This window comes from Acinetobacter sp. CFCC 11171, assembly GCF_003268405.1.
Taxonomy (GTDB): Bacteria; Pseudomonadota; Gammaproteobacteria; order Pseudomonadales; family Moraxellaceae; genus Acinetobacter; species Acinetobacter amyesii.
This window is the reverse complement of record NZ_LQXP01000006.1, coordinates 76,839-93,302: the sequence shown is the minus strand read 5'-3', so window position 1 is coordinate 93,302 and position 16,464 is coordinate 76,839. Positions and strand designations below refer to the sequence as shown.

Genomic DNA, 16,464 nt, shown 5'->3' with positions numbered 1-16,464 from the left:
AAATCAAAATGGAGAAAAACCAGCGAATCCATTACACTCAGAGCTGAAGAAAGAAAGATTAATTACAGCAAAATTCTCAGGTTATCTGCATGCTTAAATGGTTTGAAAATTTAGTTGACGCTTATCCTGAACAGGACTTGAATAAACCATTGCCGACAAAATTTTTCCCCTTTGTATGGCAAGCTGCGACGGGTGTAAAAAAATACCTATTGTTATTGGTACTCTGTACAGCAGGTGTAGCGAGTTTTGAAGCACTGCTTTATTCCAAAATTGGCGAATTAGTTAATTGGATCAGTAAGTCTCAACCTGAAACCTTTTTACAGCAGCACCAGACCAATCTGACCATTTTGAGCTTTATTTTATTAGCTAATATCTTCTTTTCTTGCCTTCAAACTATTATTAAACATCAGATTTTATATAGTACCTTTCCAATGCGCCTGCGTTGGAGGTTTCATAACTTATTACTGAAACAAAGTTTAGATTTCTTCCACAACGACTTTGCTGGTCGCTTATCTGCCAAAGTTATGCAAACTTCACTGGCTGTACGTGAGTTTTGGATTATTCTTGGTGACATGTTGGCCTATGTCTTCATTTACCTAATTTCGATCACCGTGATTTTAGGTGCTATATCGCCACTATTGATTATTCCTTTATTACTTTGGCTGACTTTATTTATTGGTTCTGCATGCTATTTCATCCCAAAATTAAGCAAAATTTCAAATGAACAAGCCAATGCACGTGCAGTAATGACTGGTCGTGTCACCGATGCCTACACCAATATTCAAACGGTGAAATTGTTTGCCCATGCAGGCCGTGAAAGCCAATACGCTAAAGCCTCAATGAAAGAATTTATGGTGACGGTGTATAAGCAAATGCGACTTGCTGCAAAATACAACATCGCGACGAATTTGCTGATCATTGTTTTATATGGTGGCGTACTTGGAACAGCCGTTTGGCTCTGGATGGATGGTCAAGCTGAGCTTGGGGTCATTGCAGCAGCGACCGCCATGATTTTAAAACTCAGTAGTATTTCCGAGTTTATGATGTGGCAAACATCTGCCCTTTTTGAAAATGTCGGGACAATTCAAGATGGTATGAAGACTATGGGCCGCCCGATTCATATTCAAGATAAACCTGATGCAACCGACTTAAAAGTACAGCAAGGCGAAATTAAATTTGAAGATGTCAGTTTTGCTTATAATGATAAAAAGGTCATCAATCAATTTAATTTAACCATTCGACCAGGTGAAAAAATCGGTATAGTCGGGCGTTCAGGTGCCGGAAAATCGACATTAATTCAACTTTTACTCCACTTTTACGATATCAACCATGGTCGTATTTCGATTGATGGCCAAAATATAGAAGATATTACCCAAGATAGCTTGAGAAAAAATATTGCTTTGGTGACCCAAGACACCTCGTTATTGCATCGCACGGTTGAAGAAAATATTAAATATGGCCGTCCGAATGCGACTGATGAAGAAATGTATGATGCAGTACGCAAAGCGAAAGCTGATGAATTCATTCCTCAATTGATCGATTTACGTGGCCAACGTGGCTATGACGCATTTGTTGGTGAACGTGGTGTTAAATTATCTGGCGGTCAGCGTCAACGTATTGCGATTGCTCGAGTATTTTTAAAAGACGCACCGATTTTAATTTTAGATGAAGCCACAAGTGCGCTCGATTCAGAAGTCGAAGCTGCGATTCAATCGAGTTTAGATGATTTGATGCAAGGCAAAACTGTGATTGCCATTGCGCATCGACTGTCAACAATTGCGCAAATGGATCGATTGATTGTCTTGGATCAAGGACGTATTGCTGAGCAAGGTACCCATGAAGAGCTTGTCGCTTTGAATGGTATTTATGCACACTTGTGGCAGCGTCAAACCGGTGGATTTTTAATAGAACAACATAAAGTAGAATCAAAGGAAGATGAAAATGCTGTATCTGGAAGACCTTAAAGTTGGTGATCACTTTAGCAGTCATGAATATGAAATGACCGTTGAAGAAATCAAGCAATTCGCCAACGCTTATGATCCTCAGGAATTTCATACAGATGAAGTCAAAGCCCAACAACACCCGATCTTTCAAGGGCTAGCGGCAAGTGGTTGGCATACTGCTGCTGTAACAATGCGCTTATGGACTGAATGTTTCCCTGTGGCTTATGGCTTAATTGGCTCTGAATCAAGTCTGCGTTGGCCGCGCCCAACACGTCCGGGGGATAAAATTCGTGTAGAAGTTGAAATATCAGCAATTACTCCATCGAAAAGTAAGACAGACCGCGGCATTGTGACCTATGTTACGCAAGCGCTCAATCAGCACAATGACGTTCTGTATATGTCTACGACCAAAATTGTGGTCTTTTCCAAAGATTTTAAACCGAATTAATCCTTAACGGCCTACTTTACAACGCTAAGGTAGGCCGCTATAAATAGTTGAGCCTAGTCAGTTTGTCCAACAATTTTTGTGGGATACAACACAGAATCATGCCAATATAAGCTTGAACAGAAGAAAAACCCGCATTGCAACGGAACGCTATGAAAACAATTAATTCCCGTCAGGATCAGGGTATTCCCGGAGTATATGGATTGCTCCTATTAGATGTGGTCTCTCGATGGGGCTACACTGCAGAGACATTATTTAGTCCCTTCGGATTAAACAGCGAACAATTGGCTGAACCAGATTTCCGTATTCCAACACCCATCGCCAATCAATTGGTAGAGCACGCACTACGATTAACTGGTGAGCCAACTTTAGGTTTTCATTTGGGCAACCAAATGCGCATCTCAATTCATGGTTTTATTGGCTATGCCATCATGACGGCGAATGACATAACCGATGCCTTAGTCTTGGCAAACCGTTTTATTCAGTTACGCATGCCCTTTTTACAGCTTTTTTTCTCGACATTTGGATCCAAAGCGACTGTTCAACTACAAACCGACGTTACAATTGAGCCTTTACGTACTGAGATTTCAATTGCCTTAATTTTTGGCATGATCAGCATGGGCAAGGCAATTACCGGTGTGGATTATTCTGCTGGTGAAATTGATTTTGATTTCCCTCAACCTGAAGGTTTTGAGCGGTTTATTGCAAAATATCCACGCCACCAATTTAGATTTGATCAGCCACATCTCTTACTTAGTTTTGATAAGCAATATTTAACCAATAAATTGGTCCATGCAGACCCGATTGCCAGTCAAATCGCGATTAATCAATGTGAAGCTGAACTCTCCGCTTTGGGCGAACGTCACCGTATTGCCATGCGCGTTCGTGACATTTTAACCAACTCCGAACAGCACTATTTAAGTATTGAAAGTGTTGCTGAACGGCTACACATGTCCGATCGAACCCTTAAACGCCAACTTGCTGCCGAAGGGACTTCATTTTCAACATTGGTTGACGAAGTTCGCTACCGTCATGCTACTTCGCTTCTATCACGGACTGATTTTACCTTAGAGCAAATTGCTGATGAATTGGGCTATAGCGATGTCGCCAATTTTAGCCGTGCTTTTAAGCGTTGGAGTGGTCGTAGCCCAAGCAATTGGCGTAAAGATCCGTACTTATAAGTCTTTTGTTTTAAGTAAAAAGCATGTATAACTCATGCCAAAAATGAATTTAATGGATTTAAGGAGTTATCAATGAATCATCCTTCAGATTTAAAGTACGCAAGTACACATGAATGGGTGCGAATTGAAGGTGACCTTGTTGTTACAGGCATTTCTGATCATGCACAAGACGCATTGGGTGATTTAGTTTATGTTGAAGCACCAGATGTTGGTCAACATATCACTGCTGGCGAACAAGCGGGTGTGGTTGAGTCGGTAAAAACCGCTTCTGATATTCATGCTCCGGTTTCTGGTGTGGTTGTTGAAGTCAATCCAGACCTTGAAGATGATCCAGATTTTGTAAACGATGCGCCTTATAGCAAAGGTTGGATTTATAAAATTAAACCAGACAATATGGCTGATGTAGATGCTTTATTGACCAGCGAACAATATGAAGCTGGCCTGTAAATATTTCTAATATCTAAAAAATCAGCCTGAGGGCTGATTTTTTTATTTCAATATGATGGCTGAATTGGCTTATATACCATTTGCATGAATATGCAGCTTATATTTCTTCCGAAGCTTCGGTACTTTCAGGTTCTTCTTTCTTTTCTTCAACCATACTAAACGATTGCGCAGCCGCTGAAGTACCATTTGCACGTGAACTTTTTAGTTTAATTTGCAAACGTAGTTCATTGGTTGAATCAGCATTTCTTAAGGCTTCTTCATAAGAAATTGCGCCGTCATTATATAAATCAAATAAAGCTTGGTCGAAAGTTTGCATCCCAAGTTCACGAGATTTTGCCATGATCGCTTTTAATTCATGAAACTCACCTTTCAAAATCAAATCTGAAATAAGCGGCGTGTTTAACATGATTTCAACGGCTGCACGGCGTCCTTTACCATCTTCAGTCCGGATTAAACGCTGAGAAACAATCGCTTTCATATTGCTCGATAAATCCATAAGCAATTGATTTCTTCGCTCTTCTGGGAAGAAGTTGATGATCCGATCTAGGGTTTGATTGGCATTATTTGAATGTAGCGTACCTAAACATAAATGCCCTGTTTCAGCAAAGGCAATCGCATGTTCCATAGTCTCGGTGTCACGAATTTCACCGATTAAAATCACATCTGGCGCTTGTCGTAGTGTATTTTTTAAGGCGTTATGCCACGAATGACTATCTACACCAACTTCACGATGCGTAATCATAGATTTTTTATGTTTATGAACATATTCCACTGGGTCTTCAACAGTGATGATATGGCCTGCACTATTTTCATTTCGATAATCAATCAGCGCCGCTAAAGAGGTTGATTTCCCTGAACCTGTACCACCAACCACTAAAACCAAACCACGTTTTTCCATAATCACGTGCTTAAGCGAAGCCGGTAATTTAAGCTTTTCAAAATTTGGAATTTCTGCGGTAATGGTACGAATGACCATACCTACATGTAACTGTTGCTGAAATACATTGACACGAAAACGCGAAACGTTTGGCACACTAATCGCAAAGTTACATTCTAATTCTTTCTCAAATTCTTTGCGCTGCTTCTCATTCATCAGACTATAGGCGAAAAGCTTTGTTTTCTCAGCATCAAGCTCTTGCTGCCCAAAGGGTTTCATCATGCCTTGATGTTTAATACTTGGTGGAAAATCTGCCGTAATAAATAAATCAGAACCACCATATTCAACCACTTTTGTTAACATGTGGAACATAAAACGGCGTGCTTCTTCCAGCAATTCAGCAGTGTACATCAACTTCCCCAATATAAAATTTCAAACACCCAAGCACAGATTGTCATTATTTAAGGCGCTGTATTGGGCTTAGATATTATTGTGCATAAAAAGTGTGATTCACTCAAACATAAAATACTGAATTATCAGTATATATTTTAGGAAATATGCCATTTTTCAATTTTTATATCGCAGTAAACAATAAAGTAAATTTCAAAATAAAAGCCTTAGAACAATCAATATTCTAAGGCTTTGGGCTACATCAATTCAGACTGAATATGCTCTGGATTGTTAAGCACTACGTTTGATTTGTGATGCACGAAGTTCATTCGCAACCTGTTGAATCAAATCAATGGTTTTGTCCCAACCTAAGCATCCATCTGTTACAGACTGACCATAAGTCATGTCACAACTAATTTTTTGATTTCCGTCCACCAAATGACTTTCCAACATCACTCCACGCACTTGGGTATGCTCACGCTCTGCTACAATTGTACGTAATACTTCAGGTTGCTTCATTGGGTCTTTATGGCTATTGCCATGACTACAATCGATCACTAAAGCTGGTAAATCGCCTTTTACTTTTCTGCGAATTTTGTCTATTTCAGCCAAACTATAATTTGGACCTGTATTTGAGCCACGTAAAATTAAATGTGCTTGCGGGTTACCAACAGATTCTAAAATACACGGTAAGCCAGTTTGACTCATACCTAAAAACTGGTGTGGATGCGAAGCAGATTGAATGGCATCTAAAGCAATTTGGATTGAGCCATCTGTTCCGTTTTTGAAACCAATACTGTATGGCATATGACTCGAGATTTCACGATGAATTTGTGATTCGCTGGTACGCGCACCGATTGCACCCCAAGCCAAAAGGTCATCAAAATAACCCGTCGCCATTGGGCTTAAAATTTCAGAGGCAATTGGCAAACCCATTTCAATAATTTGTAAGTATAGCTCACGCGATTTTTCTAAGCCCAACTGCATATTAGATGATCCATCTAAACTTGGGTCATACATATAGCCTTTCCAGCCCAATGTAGTACGTGGTTTTTCAATGTATGCGCGCATCACAAGAAAAATTTGATCTGATACCTGTGCCTGTAATTGTTTTAATTTTTCAGCATATTCCAAAGCAGCAATCGGATCATGGATTGAACATGGACCTGTAATAATCATTAGACGCGGGTCTTGACCCGTCAAAATATTTTGAATCGTTGCACGATGTGCAGCAATTTGTTCTGCAGCATGAACTGATAAAGGTAATTGTTGTTTCAGTTGATGTGGCAAGCTCAAAAGCGTTTCTTTAGGCCGTGTAGATTTCTGAATTTCTGAATTTTGAGTTTGTTGTAAAGCTGTATTTAGCGCATTCATTGGTTCTATTCCTTTGGACTGTACGTATAAACAGTCCGATCTTTTATCTGAGCGTTATGGGACTTTGGGACTTCAAGGCTTTAGACATAGACTGACTAAAGTAAAACCAATAACCGTTGCTAAAATATGAATTATTTACTGTAAACATGAGATTTCTCCAAAAATATTATAAAAATCAAGACATAAAAAAACCTGATCAGGGTTGCCGATCAGGTATAAACTTGGTGGGCAACCTTTTTCATGCCCGAACGCGTTCAGGCAATTATCTAAACTGCCAGAAGTAATAATATGCGTTTGAGATTAAAGGTTGCTTTAACATCTTGATTTCATCAAAAAGTATCTGTCTGAAAATTAAAATACGCTGTATTCATCGGTTTGACAATAGTTTTTTGCTATTTTGTTGTATTAAATAACTCTACTGCCAATTATTGCTACCTATTTTTAAAATTTGATGTATTGATTAATAAATAAACATTTATTAGACTGCACAACATTAGGCTGTTTAAAGCTTTTTTCCATTTATTTTTAATTCGAGTATTTGCCAATGAAGTAAGCCCTGTTTTTTTCATCATCAAATCCATTTTTTTGATGTGCAAACACATGGCTAATGACTTCGACTGCATTTTCTCAAATATTGTCTTTTTTATAGAATAAAATTAGTTATTTGTATTGCGCATCTTTGCTATCGCAAGGTGCATCTATGACTCAAACAGCTTGTACAATTTCCAAACTAAGCTTGGAATTTCCTTTAAAAACACTTTTTAAAAACCTGAAATTTAACCTCAATCAACAACAGCTTTCGGCATGTATTGGTCGCAATGGTTTAGGAAAGTCCTGCATCCTTAAAATCTTATATGAGCAAAATCTGAAAGATCTCCCCTATGAAGGTGAAATTTCATGGAATGTACCACATGCCTATTTATCACAATTTTCTCGACTAGAAGCTGACACGATTGCTTCTGCACTCGGTGTGGAAGATTTATATGACTCATTTCAACGTATCGAAATAGGCAATGCCAGTTTTGAAGACTTTGAGCTGACTGAAAACCAATGGCACCGTCCTGCACTATGGCAGCAACAACTTAAGCAAGCTTCACTACCAACAGATTTAAATTTCCCTGTCGCTCAGCTGAGTGAGGGGCAAAAAACCAAATTGGCATTGTGTGCATTATTTTTAAAAACTGACCATTATTTACTTTTGGATGAACCAAGTAACCATTTAGATGCATCTTCACGTTTCTGGCTCATCGATCGTTTAAAAAACCATCCTGCCGGTTCATTTGTTGTCAGTCATGATCGAGAATTGCTGCAACATGTAGAGCATATCTATGCTTTAAATGAGTTTGGACTCAGTCGTGTTACTGGCAACTATAAAGACTACGTTCAACAAAACGATCTGCAAAATAAAGCCTTACAGCGTAATGCTTTACAGCAGCAGCGTGAGTTAAAACAACTCAAATTACAACAACACGAAACACAGATGAAAGCGCAAAAACGAGAACAACAAGGGCGTGTCCTACGCAAGTCAAGCACCCAAGCCAAAGTGTTACTCGATTTTAAAAAGGAACAAGCCGGTCAAAGCCTCGCTTCAGTTCATACGCAACAGCAGAAGCAATTGGAAGAAAAGAGATCTCAACTGATTCAGTCACAGCAACAACTTGAGCATGTCAAAGAGCAGCAATTCGTTTTTCAACATCACGCTGAAAAAACAGGAGAAATCTTAAGAGTTAAACATTTTCATCGCAAAACATCTCAGCACCAGCCTTTCGACTTGGCCTTACAGGCAGGTGAAAAAATTCATTTAAAAGGAAAAAATGGTATTGGTAAATCTACATTTCTAAAGTATTTGAGTCAGACCACATCACAGTCTAGCCATGAAACGTTTTTGTCTGTGCATACCCTGTATTTAGATCAAAACTTGAGTAATTTATCACCTGAACTGAGTGTTTTGGACAATTTGGCAAAGTTTAATCCTGAGGTTTCGTCAACGGAATGGCGTAATCAACTCGGTCAACTTAGAATCCGTGGTCAAAAAGCGGAACTGCCATTTCACTGTTTAAGTGGTGGTGAGCGTTTAAAAGTGACCTTGTTGGGCTTAAATTATTTAACACCGAATATTGAGCTTTTATTGTTAGATGAACCTGAAAATCACTTAGATATAGAGTCTAGAATGTTATTGGCTCAAGCCATTCAGCATTATACAGGTGCGGTGATCCTCGTTTCACATGATGCATATTTTGTAGAATCTTGTGGCATTCAGAATAGCGTGCAATTAGTTGAATAACTCTCGCTCGCTAGATATATCTAAAAAAGCCAAAGTAGATGAACGCTACTTTGGCGAATTTAATGCTTTAGAAATCATCCATTGGAAGCATTAAGGGCAATATTGCTAAACAATACTGTATTTTAACACCCGATTTTCTTCATGATTTTTTGTTTAAGGCGCTGCTGAAGTGAAGCTGAACGTTCCTTAAGCTCGGCACGCCAGTCATTTGGCACTGAACATTTCGCGAGTCGAACCCAAACGCTGGCAAACTGTTTGATAAAACTGGCTTCGTTGTAGTGAATACCATATTCCTCACAGAGTGCTTTAATTTTAGGTGCGGCTTCTGCATAGCGGTTTGCAGGCATATCTGGGAATAAATGGTGTTCAATTTGGTGACTCAAATTACCACTGAGTATATGCAACCATTGTGTTCCACTAAAATTACTTGAGCCACGAATTTGACGGAGATACCACTCTGCTCGAGTTTCATTTTCGGTATTATTAATCTCAAAGTTTTCCGCATCTTCTGTAAAATGGCCATTAAAGATGACAGCGGAAGCCCATAAGCTACGAATCACGTTGGCTACAGCATTTCCTGCAAATACCGGAATGGCATTGGGACCTGCAATAAGCGGGAAAAACACATAATCTTTAATCACTTGGCGCTTAATTTTCTGACGTACATCGGCCGCTTCATGCCATACATCTTTCCAATTTTTGGTTTTATACGCAATAACATCTTCTAAATGTAAACGTTGAATGCCGACATACCACTCAAAGAAAACCATGAGTTGGGCAGCCAGTGGAATATTAAAAAGGAAACGTGGCTCCCACTTTTGCGATTCACTTACACGGATTAAGCCATAGCCGACATCATGGTCCATCCCCACAATATTGGTATAGGTATGATGCACATAGTTATGGGTATATTTCCAGTCTTGACCTGTGGCAATGGTATCCCAATCATAATTAGCACCATTTAAACTCGGGTCATTTAACCAATCAAACTGACCATGCATCACATTATGACCGAGTTCCATGTTCTCTACGATTTTAGAAATACCTAATAAACCCGTACCCATTAACCAAACCGGTGGAATATAACCTGCAAACATCAACATGCCACGAGAAGCAATCTCGCTATAACGGACAAAATTGCGAATTTTATAAATATACGCTGCATCTTTTTCACCTACACTCTGCATGATTTCACGGCGAATTTGCTCAACTTTTTCGCCAAATTCAGCAGTTTGTTCTGGAGATAAATAACGTGACTTACTATTCGGACGAATATATATCGATTGATTCATGTTGATGCCCCTGATTTGTTTTTATGCGGCTTGGGTTAGAGTTGAATACGTACAGGTGAAATTGCCTGAGAGACACATAATTTGATTTGTGTGTTATTCGCATGATCGATTTCGCCAGTAAGTAAGTTTTTCACTGAACCCTGCAATTTCGTACACGAACAAGTATTACAAATACCCATCCGACAACCATGCGCAGGTTTTAAACCGGCTTTTTCAGCACTTTCAAGTAAGTTACCTTCTGCTAAAAAATCTTGTTGGGCTAAACTAAAAGTGACAGGTTGAGCAGGCACTGAATCATCAGCAATCATCTGAAAATATTCAGTATTTAAATATTCTGAAAGCTTAAACTCACGATACAGTTGCTCAATGCTTTGCATCATTGGCGCTGCACCACAGGCATAGCAATCTCGCTGCTTAAAATCGGGGACCATGTGGTTTAGCACCTCTGGTGAGATATGTAATTTAGTTTTCAGCGTATTAATCGCATGTAAATGTGCATGGTTTGATTGCTTCGCTAGTTGAATCAATTCATCCAAATACGCATCATCTCGATTGAAATAAATCAGGTCAACCACACGTTCAAGATGAATTGCTTGTTTAAACAAAGCCATGATTGAGGTAATACCACTACCTGAAGCAAGCAGTAAAATTGGTCGATCCGAATTTAGCTTTAGGCCAAACTCACCTTGCGGTTGCGATAATTCAACAACATCACCTGTTTTTAATTGCGTCAGGTAGTTGGACACTTTGCCGTGTTGTTTGACTGCGATTACTACATGACCTGATGTATTGATTTCGACGATGCTATAGCTACGTTGATGCCGTACACCATCCGTTACAACTGTCACCAGAACACATTGGCCTGGTCGATAATTTTCTGCTTTAAAGTTGTGATTCGCTAAAAAACTCAGTTCATAAAACCCGATCCCCACACAACGTGATTTGACCAATTGTGCTTTTATACGTTTGTAGGCCCAAATTGCATCAAATTTTTCTGCAATAAAATCAATAAAATCTTCCCGAATCCACTCAGGCTTGTAACTTGTAGTTGTCATTTTTTGCCTCGGATAATGCATTAATATACATTTGTTTTTAAATTATGCTTACCTTATGTTTAGTGCTAATTTCCCACCATGTGAATTCGGGACAAAATCTATCATTTGGCATTTTTTATCATTTTATGTCTAACAATTTGTCACTTTTTGCAAATCCTAATTTGAAGTTTTGATTTGTTATAACGACACAAATAAAAAAACTAGGCAAAAGCCTAGTTTTTAAATAGTGAAAATTAACGCATTAATTTTTAAATGATTAGTCGTTTAATCAAAAATATTTAAATCAAAGTTTAATCTTCAAAATGTACAACAGAGCGAATTGATTTACCTTCATGCATTAAATCAAAGGCTTCATTGATTTTATCCAGCCCCATGGTATGGGTCACGAATGGTTCAAGTTTGATCTCGCCTGACATGGCTTCTTCTACCATACCCGGTAATTGTGAACGACCTTTAACACCACCGAAAGCAGTGCCTTTCCAAGTACGACCTGTAACCAATTGGAATGGACGGGTTGAAATTTCTTGACCTGCACCTGCCACACCAATAATCACAGATTGCCCCCAACCACGGTGAGCACATTCCAAAGCAGAGCGCATCACATTGGTATTGCCAATACATTCAAATGAATGGTCGACGCCCCAACCCGTCATTTCTACAATCACTTCTTGAACTGGACGATCATAATCTTTTGGATTAACAAAATCTGTAGCGCCAAATTCTTCAGCCAGTTTGAATTTGTCAGGATTGGTATCTACGGCAATGATACGACCTGCTTTGGCTTTTTTAGCACCTTGTACCACAGCCAAACCAATACCACCTAAACCAAAGACTGCAACTGAGTCACCTTCCTGAACTTTAGCGGTATTTTTAACTGCACCAAGGCCTGTTGTTACGCCGCAACCCAACAAACATACATGTTCGTGGTTCGCTTCAGGGTTAATTTTTGCCAAAGACACTTCTGCAACCACAGTATATTCAGAGAATGTTGAACAGCCCATATAGTGATAAATCGGCTGACCATTATAAGAAAAACGTGTTGTGCCATCCGGCATTAAACCTTTCCCTTGTGTTGCTCGTACCGATACACAAAGATTTGTTTTACCCGATTTACAGAATAAACATTCACCACATTCTGCAGTATAAAGTGGAATTACATGATCACCCGGTTGCACTGAAGTCACACCTTCACCGACTTCAACCACAACACCTGCACCTTCATGCCCTAAAATTGCTGGAAATACGCCTTCAGGATCATCACCCGACAATGTAAATGCATCTGTATGACACACACCTGTATGGCTAATTTTGACTAAAACCTCACCTGCTTTAGGTGGTGCCACATCAATTTCAACAATTTCTAAAGGCTGACCCGGTCCAAAAGCAACGGCTGCACGTGATTTCATGTCTAAAAACATCCTGTATGGCTTATATTAACAGATGAGTTACAGTAACCTCTTTTTAAGCCTAGATACAACCTTAAAACATGATGTTATGATGAATTTTTCAAGGAATGATTAATGCTATTTGAATGATACAATTACGTGAAATAAGTTGTACTGTCGGTTTAACTGTTTCGATCAACCTATTAACTGGATGCAGCTTACCTAGCAATCAGTCAAAAAAAGATGTCCCTATACAATCACATGCAGAAAAATGGATTACGTCTGCTACGGATTTAGAAAAATTACAACAAAAACAAACGGCTTATTTAGCCTTAGATGATGCCTTCTTAAGCATTGCATCTCGCCTGCATTTGATTCGAAACGCAAAATACACCATCGATTTGCAATATTATATTTGGGAAAATGATGCTATTGGGCATTTGATGTTTCAAGAATTACTGCATGCCGCTGACCGTGGGGTAAAAGTAAGGCTACTAATTGATGATCAAAACGGGACGAAACTCGATCCGACCTTACAAGCCCTTTCAGCACATCCCAACATTTCAATCAAACTGTTTAATCCCTATAAATTCAGAAAATTACGTGTCATTGATTATGTATTTCGCTTAAAGCATATTAACCATCGTATGCATAATAAATTAATTGTTGCCGATGGTTTTATAGGCGTAACTGGTGGTCGTAACATCAGTAATGAATATTTTGATGCCAGTGAAAGTTTTCAATTTACAGATTTGGATATCCTTTTCTATGGGGAAGCCATTCAACAAGCCAATCAAGTGTTTTTGAACTTTTGGAATGATGATTTAAGTTATTCTGTTCAGCAATGGATTGGTGCAGGTACAAAAGAAGACTTAAATCAATTAAGACAAACGTACCAAGAAAACTCTACAACGTTGACTAAAGATCAACAGCGCATTAACTATGCACAGCAACAACTGGCGGCTCAGCTTAAACTAAGACCGGTGAATTGGGCCGAAGCACATTTCATTGCGGATAGTCCGAATAAAATTCGTGGTGAGGCTAAAGAGCAAGAATTAATTTATAACCAATTTTCGACCTTGATGGGACAGCCCAAGGAACGCATGGAATTGGTTTCAGCTTATTTTGTTCCCACGCAACAAGGAACTGACTTTCTGACGGGTCTTGCAGGTAAAAATGTAGAAGTCCGTGTGTTAACCAATTCATTTTTAGCCAATGACGTCGCTGTCGTTCATGCGTTTTATCAAAAATATCGCAAAGACTTACTCGAAAATGGCGTGAAACTATATGAATTTAAACCTTATATAGAGCGTTCAAAACGCACATGGTATGAGGTCATAACTGGAAATATCATCCCCGCAAAAGGCAAAAATGCCTCTAGTTTGCATGCAAAATTTTTCGATATCGACGGAATGGTGTTTATTGGATCATTTAACTTTGATCCACGTTCCGCAAATTTAAATTCGGAAGTTGGCCTTGTCGTTAAGTCTGATCGATTACAAAACGATATTTCGGCGGCATTAAACCAGTATTTACCGCAAATTGCATATGAATTAAAACTGGATGAAAAAGGCGAAATCATTTGGTTAGAGCATCAAAAAAATGGAACAATTAAAACCTATACTCATGAACCAGAAACAACACGATTCCAACGATTTAGTATAAAAGCAGTGTCATACCTCCCTATTGAATGGATGATGTAATGACAATGTACTGCTAATTGGTTAAGTTTTTCTCATCGATAAGATCTAATAGGAACGATTTAAGCAGTTTCAAGCAACTCAATAATGCTCTTGTTCAGTCTCGTTCATATGAGTGCTGGCTTTTGAAAATAACCAAACCATTGACTTCACCCAGACATTCCACTTGGCCATAATTGGCTGCTTTCAGCGCATCTAAATGCTCCTTAACAGACATATACAACTCATGATTTTGCTGAGCATTTGGTGCATATAGATGATCACACACAATATACACGCCTTGTGTATTTAACAACGTTTTTACAGTCCGATGAAACTCTGCTGCATACGCCTTATGCCTCAACTCATGTAAAGCTTGATGAATAACAATCACATCAAAGGTGCTGTTTTGATTGAAGTGAAGTGATTCTTCCCAATCCGATTGTTTGAAATCCCCTGTTATAAAATTGCATTTTAAGCGTTGCGCTGCACTTAATTTTTCTTTTGCCAAGTCATGCATAGCTTCGGAAAAATCAAATGCTGTGTAATCTATATTTGGACAATGATTGATTAAAAACTCAGCCAAATAACCTGGACCTGAACCCAGTTCAAGTACACGGGCATTCGGGTTGAAAGCCAAAATAGAGTCAACATACATTTGAAAGATGTCATAACGCCACGGTCGTTTTAGATTCACTTCAGCTGCCCACTGTTTAGCTTCGATTGGATTTTTTAAGTCTATGGGGCTGGGCACATCATTTATGTGTATATTATTTTCGCAATTCATTTTTCTTAGACTTAATTTAGATAGATTGAATGCTATTTATACATAAAATATCTCAATAAAAGCAAAGGTTTTACTCACACTTGATGATGCTTTAACATCCACCTCTTATTTTGTTTTATCTCCTCCTAAAGTTTTCTAATGCAATTTTTTGATTTAAGCCGCCAATTTAATTTAAGTGATATTTTAACACCTTTTACAACGCTCTCTGACCTTGGTCATCAAGAATGGTTTTTGTCGAAAGTTCGGGTTGAGCATGACTGCTTATCGGACAATGACATGATTGAAGGCCAAGCTGTACTTAAATCTAATCACAATATTCAAATTGAGTTGGAATGGTTAATTCAAGATACAGGTCATGAATTACAGCTTTTATTTAAAGGCATTGAAACTGCAGCTAGCGAAGAAACTTTGGTGATCGTGAAAGGCGCGCAAATTGTAAATGATGCAAACAAAAAAGTTTCATCCCAGACTCTGAGTTTATGGATCGATGGCACTTTACTGCCTATGCTGCCGAATATTCGCAAAGAAATTAAAGCGCGTTTAAACCTTTGGGATTATGTTGAATATGATGGCTAAGGAGTTGGTGTTTATCCATTATTAAGATGCCACCTTTTAATCATTGAATGTTTGCCTGTTTAAATGAGACATATATTTCAAGGTATCTCACAATAACGTAAACTTCCCTAAAGTAAGCCTATATCTTTAAATAAGCTTTGATAGGCCTCAGCTTTTTTTTCCAGTGCCAATGGATAAGCTCTAGATGATGATGGCATGCGGTATAAAGTCAAATCTCTGCCTGCAAATTTGGTACGAACAGCATGCCCAATGTGTGGTTTTTCAGTATTTTCTGGCATTGAGAGCATCAAAGTATCAGTCGCCTTGTCTCCCGTCGTCATAACATAGTGACAATTCGGCATTTTTTGAAGTAGCTTCTCAATATCAGTTGGCTGATAGATCTGTAAAAACTTGTCTGATGCATTGCCTTTCAAACGAATCACTTGATAGGCCGTATCAAAAATGCCTATACCTTTTTCATTTAAAAAATCTCGAATGAGCTGTTCTTTAAAAGTCTTGCTCTCTACATTGAGAAAATGATTTTTATCCTGAAAAAAACATAGGCCAAAGATTTTCCACATATCATTTTGGAAATTTGGATAATAAAAATCCATCTTCCAGCGTGTTTTGGGTGGAGGAAAACTCCCTAGCATCAAGAGTTTCCCATTTGATGGCAAAAATGGCGCTAAAGGATGCGTTTCGATTTGCGGATTCACGTCTGAAATATCTTTACTCATATAGATGTAACTTCACCAAGTGATTGAATCATA

The 16,464-nt window shown here is 38.6% G+C and carries 14 protein-coding genes; 7 read left to right on the top strand and 7 right to left on the bottom strand.

What is annotated here, in order from left to right:
• Nucleotides 1–89: 89 nt before the first annotated feature.
• The 4 genes from AVJ20_RS04925 (at nt 90) to gcvH (ending at nt 4,016) form a co-directional block, all read left to right on the top strand.
• Complete coding sequence (locus AVJ20_RS04925) at nt 90–1,964, top strand: ABC transporter ATP-binding protein (RefSeq protein ID WP_111884364.1); 1,875 nt, start codon at nt 90–92, stop codon at nt 1,962–1,964.
• Nucleotides 1,942–2,391 carry a MaoC family dehydratase gene (locus AVJ20_RS04920; protein ID WP_111884363.1) on the top strand — a complete coding sequence of 150 codons (450 nt, stop codon included), beginning with the start codon at nt 1,942–1,944 and terminating at the stop codon, nt 2,389–2,391. Before AVJ20_RS04925 ends, AVJ20_RS04920 begins: the two co-directional genes overlap by 23 nt.
• Nucleotides 2,392–2,540: 149 nt before the next feature.
• Nucleotides 2,541–3,569, top strand: coding sequence for an AraC family transcriptional regulator (locus AVJ20_RS04915; RefSeq protein ID WP_111884362.1), 1,029 nt, complete (start codon nt 2,541–2,543; stop codon nt 3,567–3,569).
• A 72-nt stretch (nt 3,570–3,641) separates the two neighbouring features.
• Complete coding sequence (gene gcvH, locus AVJ20_RS04910) at nt 3,642–4,016, top strand: glycine cleavage system protein GcvH (RefSeq protein WP_078193810.1); 375 nt, start codon at nt 3,642–3,644, stop codon at nt 4,014–4,016.
• 97 nt (nt 4,017–4,113) lie between these two features.
• On the opposite strand, the gene AVJ20_RS04905 is transcribed toward gcvH, so the two are convergent.
• The gene (locus AVJ20_RS04905) at nt 4,114–5,304 is read right to left on the bottom strand and encodes a PilT/PilU family type 4a pilus ATPase (protein ID WP_111884361.1); all 1,191 of its coding nucleotides are present in this window, start codon (nt 5,302–5,304) and stop codon (nt 4,114–4,116) included.
• A gap of 270 nt (nt 5,305–5,574) precedes the next feature.
• On the bottom strand, nt 5,575–6,657 hold the full coding sequence (locus tag AVJ20_RS04900) for a 3-deoxy-7-phosphoheptulonate synthase (RefSeq protein ID WP_111884360.1): 1,083 nt from the start codon (nt 6,655–6,657) through the stop codon (nt 5,575–5,577).
• A 700-nt stretch (nt 6,658–7,357) separates the two neighbouring features.
• Here AVJ20_RS04900 and AVJ20_RS04895 point away from each other — a divergent pair.
• Entirely contained in the window at nt 7,358–8,941 is a 1,584-nt protein-coding gene (locus tag AVJ20_RS04895; protein WP_111884359.1) for an ATP-binding cassette domain-containing protein, read from the top strand.
• A gap of 122 nt (nt 8,942–9,063) precedes the next feature.
• Here AVJ20_RS04895 and AVJ20_RS04890 read toward each other — a convergent pair whose 3' ends face one another.
• From AVJ20_RS04890 to AVJ20_RS04880, 3 genes are all read right to left on the bottom strand, one after another.
• Nucleotides 9,064–10,233 carry a fatty acid desaturase family protein gene (locus AVJ20_RS04890; protein ID WP_111884358.1) on the bottom strand — a complete coding sequence of 390 codons (1,170 nt, stop codon included), beginning with the start codon at nt 10,231–10,233 and terminating at the stop codon, nt 9,064–9,066.
• A gap of 35 nt (nt 10,234–10,268) precedes the next feature.
• Nucleotides 10,269–11,288, bottom strand: coding sequence for a flavin reductase family protein (locus AVJ20_RS04885; RefSeq protein ID WP_111884357.1), 1,020 nt, complete (start codon nt 11,286–11,288; stop codon nt 10,269–10,271).
• Between the two features lie 290 nt (nt 11,289–11,578).
• Entirely contained in the window at nt 11,579–12,694 is a 1,116-nt protein-coding gene (locus AVJ20_RS04880) for an S-(hydroxymethyl)glutathione dehydrogenase/class III alcohol dehydrogenase (RefSeq protein ID WP_078193885.1), read from the bottom strand.
• Nucleotides 12,695–12,819: 125 nt separating this feature from the next.
• Here AVJ20_RS04880 and AVJ20_RS04875 point away from each other — a divergent pair, with 125 nt between their 5' ends.
• The gene (locus tag AVJ20_RS04875) at nt 12,820–14,376 is read left to right on the top strand and encodes a phospholipase D family protein (protein ID WP_111884356.1); all 1,557 of its coding nucleotides are present in this window, start codon (nt 12,820–12,822) and stop codon (nt 14,374–14,376) included.
• A gap of 94 nt (nt 14,377–14,470) precedes the next feature.
• Here AVJ20_RS04875 and AVJ20_RS04870 read toward each other — a convergent pair whose 3' ends face one another.
• Nucleotides 14,471–15,115, bottom strand: coding sequence for a class I SAM-dependent methyltransferase (locus AVJ20_RS04870; protein WP_228157160.1), 645 nt, complete (start codon nt 15,113–15,115; stop codon nt 14,471–14,473).
• A 162-nt stretch (nt 15,116–15,277) separates the two neighbouring features.
• Here AVJ20_RS04870 and AVJ20_RS04865 point away from each other — a divergent pair, with 162 nt between their 5' ends.
• Nucleotides 15,278–15,715, top strand: a complete 438-nt coding sequence (locus AVJ20_RS04865) for a hypothetical protein (RefSeq protein ID WP_111884355.1) — start codon at nt 15,278–15,280, stop codon at nt 15,713–15,715.
• A 107-nt stretch (nt 15,716–15,822) separates the two neighbouring features.
• Here the strand turns inward: AVJ20_RS04865 and AVJ20_RS04860 are convergent, their stop codons facing one another.
• On the bottom strand, nt 15,823–16,431 hold the full coding sequence (locus tag AVJ20_RS04860) for a uracil-DNA glycosylase family protein (RefSeq protein WP_111884354.1): 609 nt from the start codon (nt 16,429–16,431) through the stop codon (nt 15,823–15,825).
• Between the last annotated feature and the right edge of the window lie 33 nt (nt 16,432–16,464).